The organism is Streptomyces sp. NPDC005303, assembly GCF_040607335.1.
In the GTDB taxonomy this organism is placed as follows: Bacteria; Actinomycetota; Actinomycetes; order Streptomycetales; family Streptomycetaceae; genus Streptomyces.
The window spans coordinates 144,397-156,451 of the sequence record NZ_JBEXGM010000013.1 but is presented as its reverse complement, the minus strand read 5'-3'; the positions used below and the strand labels follow the sequence as shown (position 1 = coordinate 156,451).

Here is a 12,055-nt window from a genome sequence, read left to right as displayed (position 1 = left end):
CGCCGGCCGGCTCAGGCCTTCCGGCCGCCCTCCAGTGCCGCCACCGCCTCCTTGGCGGCCTTGATGGCACCCTTGTTGATCTCGTCCGTGCTGGGCGCCTTCTTCGACTCGAAGTCGCTGCCGTTGTACGTCACGGTCACCAGTGCGTTGGACGCCTGGATCATGACCACGCCCTCACGGGTCTGCTGCTTGTTCTCGGTCGTGAGGTTCACCACCGAGTACCCGGCGTCGCCGACCCCGGGCACGCTCCCGCCGCCGCTCTTCTCCGCGACGTTGTCCTTGTACGACTTGGCGGCCGCCTCGTCGGACTCCGTGATCTCGAAGGACACGTCGAGCCAGCGGTAGTCGTACCCCTTGAGCGCGTTCCAGGAGCAGGTGCGGCGCAGTGCCGTGTCCGTCGAGGGGATCTCCTTGCCCGCGGTCTTGGCGCCCGGCACCAGCGACTTGATCGTCGCCGCGCCGATACTGCCGCAGGGGGCGGGCGCGGCGGCGTACTGCTTCGTGGCGGCCGCCGTGGACGAGCCCGACGGGGACTCGGCGGCGGACTGCGGCGCCGACTCCTTCTGGGTGGCCGGCGTCGTGGCCGGGCCCGACGTCAGCGACCAGCCCGCCGCGGCGAGCACGACGACGGGCGAGATGCGCGCGGTGAGCGCGAGCGGCAGGGAAAGAGTTCGCACGGCGCACTTTTCGTGGGGGACGGACGGTGCGGAGGGGTCCGCACTGCGGACGGACGCCAGTTTCACATGTCTGCCTGTGAGGCGGAAGTGTGAACTCGCTCCGTACCTGTGCCGTCACTGTGCCCCGCCGTCGATGCGTCATGTGTCCGTTTATGTCCGGGCGATGGGCCGGTGCAGGGCCGATTCGATGCGGTCCACGGCCAGGAACGCCCCGTAGGCCACGAGGTGCACCAGACAGCGGTCGGTGTGCTCCGGCCGCCGCCAGGCCGCCACGTCCTCGTCGGTGATCCGGTACGGCGCGAGCGCGGCCAGCAGCACCAGCCGCGCCCCGGGACGCTCCCGCCGGCCCGGAAAACCGCTCAGGTCGAGCGGCGGGTGCGACCCGTCCCAGTCCAGCAGTACCTCCTCCACGAGGTCCTGGTCGTCGGTGCCGAGGAGACCGGCACCCGCCATGGCGGCTCGGAGCAGCGCCGCGTACGCGAGCCCGACGGGCGTACCGTCCGCCCACGCGGGGGCTTCTCCGGGGTCGGGCAGGTCGAGCAGCGGGAGGGACGCGCCGGGCCGGGCAGGTCGGCGTACGGTCCGGGCGAGCGTGCGGCCCGCGAGACTGCGCACGGCCCGAAAGCGCTGGGCGTTGCCCGGCAGCAGGTTCTCGGTGAGCAGGGCGGACACGATCCGGTTGATGAAGTGGAAGGCGAACGCGGTACCGAGGTAACCCGGAGCGTGCTCGCGCGGGAAGGGGTACGGCGCCCCGCCGAGACCGCCCGGCACGCGCGTGTGCCTGCCCCACTCCAGCACGCGCGTGTGCTCCTCGTTCACCGGTCGCTCTCCTCGGGCGACGCGTTCGGCGAGGGCGTGGTCGCCGGTGGCGTGCAGCAGCATGGTGTGCGCGTCCACGCAGAACGGGCACCGGTTGGCCAGGGACACCCCGAGCGCCGCCAGCTCCTTGCCGGTGCGGGTGCCGGGGCCGGCGATCAGGGACTCGCGCATCAGCGCCCACGCCGGGGCGAGGAGCTCCGGCGCGGAGGAGAGCACCACGAAGGTGACGGGTTCGTCGATGCCGAAGTCACGGGACATCTGCTCGTATACCTCGGCGACGCGGCCGGTGGCGGACCTGGGCGGCAGGGGCCGGGTGTAGCGGAAGGGTGTGGACATGCACGGCAGCGTGCGCCCGGACCCCGGGCGCGGTCGTCCTACGGCCGAAGGGAGTTGGCGCTGCGTCCGGGAGCGCGGGCCGGGCCGGGTACTACTACCGGGGGAGTAGCGCAGGAGTTGTCCACAGGGCTGACGCCGGTGTCGGTACGGCGGTCTAGCGTGTGGGCATGAGCGGGCACCCGGTCGACTCGGCCATCTCCCAGCGGCTCGCCGATCTGGCCCTGGCGGTCGTGGTCGGTGCCCTCGTCGTGACCGTGGCGGCTCTCGACCCGGACACGACCGCCCTCGACTACGGGCTCCTCGTGGTGAGTTCGGCGGCTCTCGCGTTCCACCGGGCGATCCCGCTGGTGGTGCTGGCCGTGGCCACGGCGAGCGGGGCCGCCTACGTCCTGCACGCGCATCCGGGCCCCCTCGGCGCCCTGTCCGTCTTCGCCGCCGTGCACCTAACGTCCCAGTCGGGACAGCGGGGCTGGGCAGCGGGGGCGGGTGCGGTCTTCCTCGCGGCGTACGCGACCACGGGCCCGACGGTCCAGGCGGCGGTCGAGAAGACGGGGCTGCTCGCGGGCTGGTTCGTGTGCGCGGTGGTGACGGGCCTCGCGGGCCGCAACTGGCAGGCGTATCTGCGCCAGACCGAACAGCGCGCGCTGGAGGCCGAACGCACCCGGGAGGAGGCCGCCCTGCGCCGCGCCGGGGAGGAACGGCTGCGGATCGCCCGGGAGTTGCACGACTCGCTCACCCACAGCATCTCCATCGTCAAGCTCCAGGCGGGCGTGGCCGTGCACCTGGCACGCAAGCGGGGTGAGGAGGTACCGCCCGCCCTCCTCGCCATCCAGGAGGCGGGCGGCGAGGCCATGCGTGAGCTGCGCGCCACGCTGGAGATCCTGCGCACCGACGAGCCGACCGGCAGCCCGGCGCTGCTGGTGGAGCGGGCTCGGGCGGCGGGTCTCGCCGTCGAACTGAACGTGACGGGCGAGGAGTGCGCCCTGCCGGCCCCCCTCGACCGGGCCGTGTACCGGATCGTCCAGGAGTCCCTGACGAACGCGGCCCGGCACGCGGGACCGGCGAAGGTTCAGGTCGAACTGGTCTACAACAAGGACGACTTGTCGATACGCGTCGATGACGACGGGGCTGCCCGTCCCGACTGCCCGCCGCAGCCCGGCCACGGCCTCACCGGCATGCGCGAACGCGTCGCGGCACTGGGCGGAACACTGCAGACCGGGCCGCGGGAGGAGGGCGGCTTCTCGGTACGGGCGGAACTGCCGTTGGGGGCAGGGGAGTCGGCGTGATCGGGGGCGGGATGGCTTCGCGTTGGGCGGGGATGGAAGTCGAGGGCGGGGAGGGGCGGCTCCCGGGGGGGGGCGGGGGAGGGGCGGTCGCGACGGTGGGGGCGTCCTCGGTGTGTGCGTAATCGGGCACCCGGCCGCGGGAGAGCTTCCCGCTGGGCCCTGTGTCGGTTCCGCGGGGTCGGCGTGATCGGGGCGAAGGGCGGCTTCGTCCGGCGTGGGGAGGTGTCGGGGTGATCCGGGTGGCGCTCGTCGATGACCAGGCGTTGATGCGGGCCGGGTTCCGGGCCCTGCTCGATGCCGAGGACGGTATCGAGGTGGTCGGGGAGGCGGCGGACGGGGAGCGGGGTGTGGAGCTGGTGCGGGCGCAGGTGCCCGACATCGCGCTGATCGACGTGCAGATGCCGGTGATGACGGGCATCGAGGCGACCCGGCGGATCGCCGCGGACCCGGAGCTGGCGGGGGTCCGCGTGGTGATCCTCACCAACTACGGCGTCGACGAGTACGTCTTCGAGGCGCTGCGGGCCGGCGCGAGCGGCTTCCTGCTGAAGGACACCGAGCCCGCCGACCTCCTCCAGGCCATCGAGGTGGTGGCCCGGGGCGAGGCGCTGCTGTCCCCCGCGGTCACCCGCACCCTGATCGGCGAGTTCGTCGCACGCCCCCCGGACCGCTCCACCGCCCCCGGCCTGGAGTGCCTCACCCGCCGCGAACGCGAGGTCACCGCCCTGGCCGCCCGCGGCCTGAGCAACGAGGAGATCGCCGAGCACATGGTGATCAGCCCCCTCACCGCCAAGACGCACATCAGCCGCGCGATGACGAAGCTGGGAGCCCGGGACCGGGCCCAACTGGTCGTCTTCGCCTACGAGTCGGGGCTGGTGACGGCACGCGGGACCTGAAAACCCGTTGCCCTGCCGGGGCAGGGATCAGCACCCTGAGGCGATGACCGGGACGGCACCGCGGGTGCATGCAGAGATCCTCGCCTACTACGCCCAGGGCAAGGAGGACGCCCGTCTCAGAGACGGTGGTGCCCCTGCCGGGCGGCTGGAGTTCTGGCGCACCCAGGACGTGCTGCGTCGGTCGCTGCCCGCCGCGCCCGCGCGGGTGCTGGACGTCGGAGGCGGCAGCGGGGTGCACGCGGAGTGGCTCGCCCGGGACGGACACCAGGTCGTGCTCGTCGATCCGGTACCGCTCCACGTGGAGCAGGCCGCACGGCTGGCCGGGGTGACCGCCCGCCACGGGGACGCCCGTGAACTGGCCGACACCGACGCCTCGTACGACGTGGTGCTCCTGCTCGGTCCGCTCTACCACCTGACCGAACGGGCCGACCGCGTCAAGGCGCTGGCCGAGGCGGGGCGGGTGGTCCGGCCCGGCGGTCTGGTGGTCGCCGCCACCATCAACCGGTACGCCCAACTGCACGACCTGCTGCGCGAGGAGCGCTACTTCACCCCGTCGGTCCGGGCGCACACCGACGCCGTCCTCGCGGACGGCAGGCATCCCTACCAGGAGGGCGGCTTTTTCACCGTCGCGCACTTCGCCCAACCGGCCGAGGTGACCGCGGAGTTCGCCGAGGCGGGGCTGTCCGTCGGGGGCCAGTACGGCGTGGAGGGCCTCGCCTGGCTGATGGGCGGGGTCGAGGACTGGCTGGACGACCCCGAGCGGCGTGAGGCGGTCCTCGCGGCGTGCCGGCACACCGAGTCCGAGCCGACTCTGCTGGGGGCGAGCGGGCATCTGCTCACGGTGGGCGGACGGCCGGAGTGACGCGAGCGCCGGCCGTCCGCCCGGCAGGGCCTACGCGGCCGTACCGCCCGAGTAGTCGCTGTTGAAGGTGGTCTCGACGGTGGTGGCCACGGACTGGGCGACCCCGGTGCCAGTGAGGATGATGCCCAACTCGCGGTTGTTGGTCAGCGAGTTGCTGCTGAGGTTCATGGAACCCGCCTCGACCTCCTGGGTGGCGAGGCCGTAGTCGGCGACCATGGCCTTGGCATGTATGTAGAAGCCGTTGGGATCGGAGTACCCGACGACCGTGCCGCCGGCCGCCTCGACCTCGGAGACCTCGCTCGCGTAGTCGCCCGGGGTCTCCAGCACCACCCGCACCTTCACCCCCGCCTTCGCGCGGGCGGCGATGGCGTCGACCACCGCGCTGTCGCTGAACTCCAGTTCCTCGACGTCCAGCGTCTTCGTGGCCGCGTTCACCACGGAGAGCAGCCGGTTGCGGGAGTCCGTGGGCGACCAGAGCAGGTGGTCGCCGTCGGTGGGGGTGACCGAGGTGCCGGCGTAGTCCGCGGCGAACACCTTCTCGATCGCGGCGACATCGCGGCTGTCGTCGGTGAACACCCCGTAGTCCCGGCCCGTCGCGTAGTACTGCGAGGTCAGATTGCCGGTCAGGACAAGGGACTTGGTGCCGTCCACCGTGATCGTCTTCTGGTGCGTGTACACGAAGCTCGCCGGTGACCACACCACGCCCACGCCCGCGTTCGTCAGTGCCGTGTAGGCCGAGCTGTTGGCGCTCTGGTGCGCGCGGTCCAGGACGACCCGGACGGTGACGCCCTTGTTCTTCATCGCTATGAGGTCGTTGACGGCGGTCGTGTCCTCCAGCTCGTACATCGTCATGTCGAGGGAGGTGGTGGCCGAGTCGATGAAGTCGTAGACGGTGGGCTGGGTGGTGCCGCTCCGCGAGAAGGCGAAGGCGGTGTAGGTCGCGGCGTTGGCGGGGACGGAGGCGGCGAGCACGGCGGCGCCGGCGGCGAGCGTGACACCCGTGCGGGCGAGGACCTTCGACAACATGCCTGACTCCTGGTTAAGTTGGGGCCCACGTGGGGGGCGCGGGCATGCGCATGGCACCACGCGCGTAGAACGCGGAGGAAGAGAAGTCCGGTGAACTCGGGGTTACCGAGGGTCCGGGCAACCGGGCAAAAGGGACTCTGTGCAGGTGGGGGGTGGTTCATGGGGTTCTCGTGCGATCGCAAAGACTTCGTAGGCCGCCCGGTGTGGAATGAAAGGATCCACAGAGATGCACAGGGATCCGCAGAGGCGACCGCTTCGGACCGGCCGAGGCGCGCCCGACCAGTGAGGTGACAGATGTCGTTCACCACCCGGCCGACCCTCCAGGGCACCTTCGGCATGGTGTCCTCCACTCACTGGCTGGCCTCGCAGTCGGCGATGGCGGTCCTGGAGGACGGCGGCAACGCGTACGACGCGGCGGTGGCCGGCGCGTTCGTGCTGCATGTCGTCGAGCCGCACCTCAACGGACCCGCGGGCGAGGTGCCGATCCTGCTCGCGCCCGCCGGAGGAGAGGTACGGGTGCTGTGCGGACAGGGCGTCGCACCGGCCGGGGCGACCGTGGCCCACTACAAGGGGCTGGGCCTGGAGCTCGTCCCCGGCACCGGCCCCCTCGCCGCCGCGGTTCCCGGCGCCTTCGACGCCTGGATGCTGCTGCTCCGCGACCACGGCACCAAGTCCCTCGCCGACGTCCTCAAGTACGCCGTCGGATACGCCGAGGACGGGCACGCCCCCGTGGAGAACCTCGGCGCGACCGTCGAGAGCGTACGGGAGCTGTTCGAGACGGAGTGGACCTCGTCGGCGGAGGTCTATCTGCCGGGAGGACAGGCCCCCCGTCCGGGCGCGCTGTTCCGCAACCCCGCCCTCGCCGCCACCTGGAAGCGGCTCATCGCCGAGGTGTCCGGAGCGGGAGACCGGATCGCGCAGATCGACGCGGCGCGCGAGGTGTGGCGTACCGGATTCATCGCCGAGGCACTCGTACGGCAGGCGCGGCGACCCACCATGGACACGAGCGGTACGCGGCACACCGGCACGCTCACGGCCGCCGATCTCGCCGGGTGGTCCGCGACCTACGAGACTCCGGCGACGTACGACTGGAACGGCTGGACCCTGTGCAAGGCCGGCCCCTGGAGCCAGGGCCCGGTCCTGCTCCAGCAACTCGCGCTGCTGCCGCCCGAGCTGCCGCGGTACGGGTCCGCCGAGTACGTCCATCTGCTGGTCGAGGGCTGCAAGCTGGCGATGGCCGACCGGGAGGCCTGGTACGGGGACGCGGCCGAGGTGCCGCTCGGTGAGCTGCTGTCGGACCGGTACAACGCGGAGCGGCGTGAACTCGTCGGCGACAAGGCCTCGTACGAGCTGCGACCGGGCAGTCCCGGCGGGCGCGACCCGCGGCTCAGTGCGCACGCGCGCGTGGTCGTCACCGACGAGCCCGGGTTCAACCCGATGGGGGTCGGGGAGCCGACGGTCGCGAAGAGCCCCGTGTCACCTGTGCCGGGCGAACCCCAGACCGGTCCCGACGGCACCACCCGGGGCGACACCTGCCACCTCGACGTCGTCGACCGCTGGGGCAACATGGTCGCCGCCACGCCCAGCGGCGGATGGCTCCAGTCCAACCCGGTCGTGCCCGAACTGGGTTTCCCGCTCGGCACCCGGCTCCAGATGACCTGGCTGGAGGAGGGCCTGCCGAACTCCCTCACGCCCGGCCGCCGCCCCCGCACCACTCTCACGCCCACCATCGCCCTGCGCGCCGGGGTGCCCGTCCTGGCCTTCGGTACGCCCGGCGGGGACCAGCAGGACCAGTGGCAGCTGCACTTCTTCCTGGCCGTCGCTCTGCGCTCACCGGTCCGCGGCGGCCTCGACCTCCAGGGCGCGATCGACGCCCCGAACTGGCACAACGACAGCTTCCCGGGCTCCTTCTATCCGCGCGGGATGCGTCCGGGGAGCGTCACGGTGGAGTCCCGGACGGATCCCGATGTGGTCGAGGAGCTTCGGCGGCGAGGACATGACGTGACGGTGGGGGAGGCGTGGTCGGAGGGACGGTTGTGCGCGGTGGCGCGGGATCCGGAGTCGGGGGTGCTGTCGGCGGGGGCCAATCCTCGAGGGATGCAGGGGTATGCGGTGGGGCGATGACGGCCCGTATTGCGCGATTGACCTTAAATAGGCACTGGTTGTCTCCGGATCCCCGTGTTCACGGCGATTCCACCCGCTCTCCACCGGACGGGAGGGGATTGTCAGACCCGCGTGCTCTCATGGAGTCATGATCGAAGACACGGAAACCATCGACGAGTTTCTCGACCGGCACACGGACGACGTGGAAGAGGCGGTGCGCAAGGCCGCCGCGGCCGAGGTCATGCCGCGCTTCCGGCGGCTCGCCGCGCACGAGGTCGACCAGAAGGCCGGGCCGCACGACCTGGTCACGGACGCCGACCGGCTGGCCGAGCAGTACCTCACCGAGGTGCTCGGCGCCCTGCTGCCCGGCTCCGTCGTGGTCGGTGAGGAGGCGGTCCACGCCGACCCGGCGTCGTACGAGGCGCTGCAGGGTGACACCCCGGTCTGGATAGTCGACCCCGTCGACGGCACCCGGCAGTTCGTGCACGGCGATGCCGGCTTCTGCATGCTGGTCGCGCTCGCGAGGAGCGGCGTCCTGCTCGCCTCCTGGACGTACGCCCCGGCCCGGGACCAGCTGGCCACGGCGATACGCGGCCGGGGCGCGTTCCTCGACGGCGAGCGGCTGCACTCGGGCGCCCCCGACCCGGGACGCGATCTCCAAGTGGCCACCTCCCACCCGGACTACACGACGGAGGAGCAGAAGCGCAGCCTGCTGGGGCTGTGGACGGACGGCGTCGCACCGCGCCCGTGCGGTTCGGCGGGCCTGGAGTATCTCGCCGTCGCCCGGGGCGAGGCGGACGCCGTGGCGTTCAACTGGGAGGCGGCCTGGGATCACGCGGCAGGCCTGCTGCTGGTCGAGGAGGCGGGCGGCACCCATCTGACCCTCACCGGCGAACCGTTCAGCATCAGGGGCGGCAACTCCCTCCCCTTCACCGCGGCCCGCGACGCGGCGACGGCCCGGAGGGTGAGAGGGCTGCTGGCGGGCGAGGGCTGACGCGACGGCCGGAGCGTGGCCGGGGGGCCGGGGGGCCGGGGGAAACCGGGGCCGGAGGTCGGACATGGCAGGTCTCCGGCCCTCGCCCCTCGAGCTCCGGCTCCCCCGACTTACCCCCGAGCCCCGGGACTGTCGGTCCCCCGGCATATCCTGATCCTCTGGCCATCGGCTGACGAAGGGGTCCGAAGGTGCCGTCGATGCTCGATGCGGTCGTGGTGGGTGCGGGGCCGAACGGACTGACGGCTGCCGTGGAGCTGGCCCGGCGCGGCTTCTCCGTGGCCGTCTTCGAGGCGCGAGGCACCGTGGGCGGGGGTGCCCGCACCGAGGAGCTGACCCTCCCCGGCTTCCTGCACGACCCGTGCTCCGCGGCCCACCCCCTCGGAATCAACTCCCCGGCGTTCCGCGCCCTGCCCCTGGAGCGCTACGGACTGGAGTGGCTGCACGCCGAGCTGCCCATGGCGCACCCCTTCACCGACGGCACCGCCGCCGTGCTGTCGAGGTCGGTCGCCGAGACGGCCGCCTCGTTCGGGGCGCGCGACGCAGGGACGTACCGAAGGCTCGTCGAACCGTTCCTGCCCAGGTGGGACACCCTGGCCCGAGACTTCATGTCCCTGCCCGCGACCGCGCTGCCCCGCGACCCGGTCACCCTGGCCCGCTTCGGTCTCGTCGGCCTGCCCCCGTCGACCTGGCTGATGCGCCGTTTCCGCGACGAGCGCGCGAAGACCCTGTTCGCCGGACTCGTCGCGCACGTCATGGCCCCGCTCGGCGGCCTGGCCACCGGAGCCATCGGCCTGGTCTTCGCCCTCGCGGCGCACGCCCGCGGCTGGCCCGTGGCACGCGGCGGCTCCCAGTCCATCTCCGACGCTCTCACCGCCTACCTCAAGGATCTGGGCGGCACCGTCCACACCGACTACGAGGTCAAGCGGCTCGACGACCTGCCGCCCGCCCGCGCGTACGTCTTCGACACCTCGCCGACCGCCCTGGCCCGCATCGCCGGCTTCGGCAACTACTACGAGGGCTACCGCTACGGCCCGGGCGTCTTCAAGGTCGACTACGCCCTCGACGGCCCCGTGCCGTGGACCGCGAAGGAGGCGCGCGGCGCGGGCACCGTGCAGATCGGCGCCGACAGCGCGGAGATCGGTACCGCGCTGCGCGCCGCGTCCCGGGAGGGCCGTGCCCCCGACAGGCCGTTCATGATCACCGTGCAGCCCAGTGTCGTGGACCCGGGCCGGGCTCCCGCCGGAAAGCACGTCTTCTGGGCCTACGGCCATGTCCCGAGCGGCTGGACCGGCAACCTCACCGACGCCATGGAGCGCCAACTGGAGCGCTTCGCCCCGGGGTTCCGGGATCGTGTCCTCGCCCGTGCCACCGCGGGCCCACCCGAACTGGCCGCCCGCAACGCCAACTACGTCGGCGGCGACATCGCCTCCGGCGCGGTCAGCGGACTCCAGATCATGCTGCGCCCCAAGCTCTCCCTGTTCCCGTACGGCACCCCGCACCCGGCCGTCTTCATCTGCTCGTCGGCGACCCCACCGGGACCGGGCGTGCACGGCATGTCGGGACACAATGCCGCGAAGGCCGTATGGCGAAGGCTGCGACAGCAGCCCTGAGGGGGATCGATACCGGGCTGCCCTCGGCGGGGCAGGCTGGAAGAGTGGCGGCCATGACCACCATCAGGCTCGTCCAGGGCGACATCACCCGGGAGAGCGCCGACGCGATCGTCAACGCCGCGAACTCCTCCCTCCTCGGCGGAGGCGGAGTCGACGGGGCCATCCACCGCCGTGGCGGCCCCGCGATCCTGGCGGACTGCCGAAAGCTGCGCGCCTCTCACTACGGCAAGGGGCTGCCCACCGGAAAGGCGGTCGCCACCACCGCGGGCGCGCTGGACGCGCGCTGGGTGATCCACACCATCGGCCCCCGCTACAGCCACGAGGAGGACCGTTCGGAGTTGCTGGCCTCCTGCTACCGCGAGTCCCTGCGCGTCGCCGACGAACTGGGCGCCCGGACCGTCGCCTTCCCGGCCATCTCCGCCGGTATCTACGGCTGGCCGGTCGACGACGCCGCCCGGATCGCGGTGGAGACCGTACGGGAGACGAAGACCGCGGTCGAGGAGGTCCGGTTCGTGCTGTTCGACGAGCAGGCGTACCGGGCGTTCGCGCGGCAGGCCGGCTGAACTCGCGGGGCCCGTGGCTCGACGGCCGAACGTCCCCCACCCTGACGGCCGAACGCCCCCGGGCGCCGGCAACGGGGGAGCGGACGGGGAAAAGTGCCTGCTCAGAGCCGTACAGAGGCGGCGATCGCCGGGTCACCCGGCCCCGCGACCGGTTGCGGGACTCCCGTCCGGTTCCCACGGTGGGCCCTACGAAGCCCTTCGAAAGGACCCCGCATGCGCTCCCTCGTCTCCCGCGGCCTCCTCCTGCCGTCTCTGGTCTGTGCCGCGCTGATCCTCGGCCCGGTCGGCTCCGCGGCCGCCGCCGTCGACGCAGGCCGCGGCGTGTCGGACCGCGGTGTGGTCCGGACGGCCACCGAGTACGGCACCGCCGACGCGGCCACCCTGAAGGACCGCCTCGACGCACTGGACCGGGCCGAGCACGGCAGCGTCCTCCAGCCCCTCCTGGACGCCGTCACCGGCATCCCCGCCCTGGACGGCGACCGGCTCGACGCGAGCGAGGCGTCCGCCCACGCGAAGGCCGTGGCGGCGGCGAACACCGAGGTCCAGAAGAAGCTGCGGCAGCTGAGCGGCCGCGGCACGGACCGGGCCGTGGCGGCCGACCCGGTCTCCGACCTCCTGGACTCGCTCCAGTCCACGATCGACGACCTGCTCAAGTCGCTGACCTCACTGGATCTGACCGGTGTGGTGGGCGCGGTCACCGGCCTCCTGGACACCGTGGTCGGGACCATCACCGGACTCCTCGGCGGCGCACTGCCCACACTCCCGACCACCAGCTGACCGACGGCACCTCGGCACCCCCGCGTGAGCGCACGCGGGGGTGCCGCATGTCGTCATGTCCCCAGGACCACACAGAGTCCGACAAGGTCATTGCCTCGGCCGTCTTCGG

At 72.4% G+C, this 12,055-nt stretch carries 11 protein-coding genes; 8 read left to right on the top strand and 3 right to left on the bottom strand.

What is annotated here, in order from left to right:
- Nucleotides 1-11 precede the first annotated feature (11 nt).
- Nucleotides 12-677 (bottom strand): hypothetical protein, encoded by a 666-nt coding sequence (locus tag ABZT93_RS20480; protein WP_356106273.1) that lies wholly within the window; start codon nt 675-677, stop codon nt 12-14.
- Nucleotides 678-827: 150 nt separating this feature from the next.
- Nucleotides 828-1,832 carry a carboxymuconolactone decarboxylase family protein gene (locus ABZT93_RS20475; protein WP_356106271.1) on the bottom strand — a complete coding sequence of 335 codons (1,005 nt, stop codon included), beginning with the start codon at nt 1,830-1,832 and terminating at the stop codon, nt 828-830.
- 167 nt (nt 1,833-1,999) lie between these two features.
- Between ABZT93_RS20475 and ABZT93_RS20470 the strand changes: the two genes are divergently transcribed.
- The 3 genes from ABZT93_RS20470 (at nt 2,000) to ABZT93_RS20460 (ending at nt 4,873) form a co-directional block, all read left to right on the top strand.
- On the top strand, nt 2,000-3,118 hold the full coding sequence (locus tag ABZT93_RS20470; RefSeq protein WP_356106270.1) for a sensor histidine kinase: 1,119 nt from the start codon (nt 2,000-2,002) through the stop codon (nt 3,116-3,118).
- Between the two features lie 230 nt (nt 3,119-3,348).
- Complete coding sequence (locus ABZT93_RS20465) at nt 3,349-4,011, top strand: response regulator transcription factor (RefSeq protein ID WP_356106267.1); 663 nt, start codon at nt 3,349-3,351, stop codon at nt 4,009-4,011.
- A gap of 43 nt (nt 4,012-4,054) precedes the next feature.
- Entirely contained in the window at nt 4,055-4,873 is an 819-nt protein-coding gene (locus ABZT93_RS20460; protein ID WP_356106265.1) for a class I SAM-dependent methyltransferase, read from the top strand.
- 30 nt (nt 4,874-4,903) lie between these two features.
- On the opposite strand, the gene ABZT93_RS20455 is transcribed toward ABZT93_RS20460, so the two are convergent.
- Entirely contained in the window at nt 4,904-5,899 is a 996-nt protein-coding gene (locus ABZT93_RS20455; protein ID WP_356106264.1) for a phospholipase D-like domain-containing protein, read from the bottom strand.
- A 294-nt stretch (nt 5,900-6,193) separates the two neighbouring features.
- Between ABZT93_RS20455 and ABZT93_RS20450 the strand changes: the two genes are divergently transcribed.
- From ABZT93_RS20450 to ABZT93_RS20430, 5 genes are all read left to right on the top strand, one after another.
- A complete protein-coding gene (locus ABZT93_RS20450) occupies nt 6,194-8,023 on the top strand; it encodes a gamma-glutamyltransferase (protein ID WP_356106262.1) in 1,830 nt (609 codons plus the stop codon).
- Nucleotides 8,024-8,150: 127 nt separating this feature from the next.
- Entirely contained in the window at nt 8,151-8,996 is an 846-nt protein-coding gene (locus ABZT93_RS20445; RefSeq protein ID WP_356106260.1) for an inositol monophosphatase family protein, read from the top strand.
- Nucleotides 8,997-9,193: 197 nt separating this feature from the next.
- Complete coding sequence (locus ABZT93_RS20440; RefSeq protein WP_356106258.1) at nt 9,194-10,606, top strand: NAD(P)/FAD-dependent oxidoreductase; 1,413 nt, start codon at nt 9,194-9,196, stop codon at nt 10,604-10,606.
- Nucleotides 10,607-10,659: 53 nt separating this feature from the next.
- Nucleotides 10,660-11,169, top strand: coding sequence for an O-acetyl-ADP-ribose deacetylase (locus ABZT93_RS20435; protein WP_356106256.1), 510 nt, complete (start codon nt 10,660-10,662; stop codon nt 11,167-11,169).
- A 213-nt stretch (nt 11,170-11,382) separates the two neighbouring features.
- Nucleotides 11,383-11,946: a hypothetical protein gene (locus tag ABZT93_RS20430; protein ID WP_356106254.1), complete on the top strand. Its 564-nt coding sequence runs from the start codon at nt 11,383-11,385 to the stop codon at nt 11,944-11,946.
- The last annotated feature ends 109 nt before the right edge of the window (nt 11,947-12,055 follow it).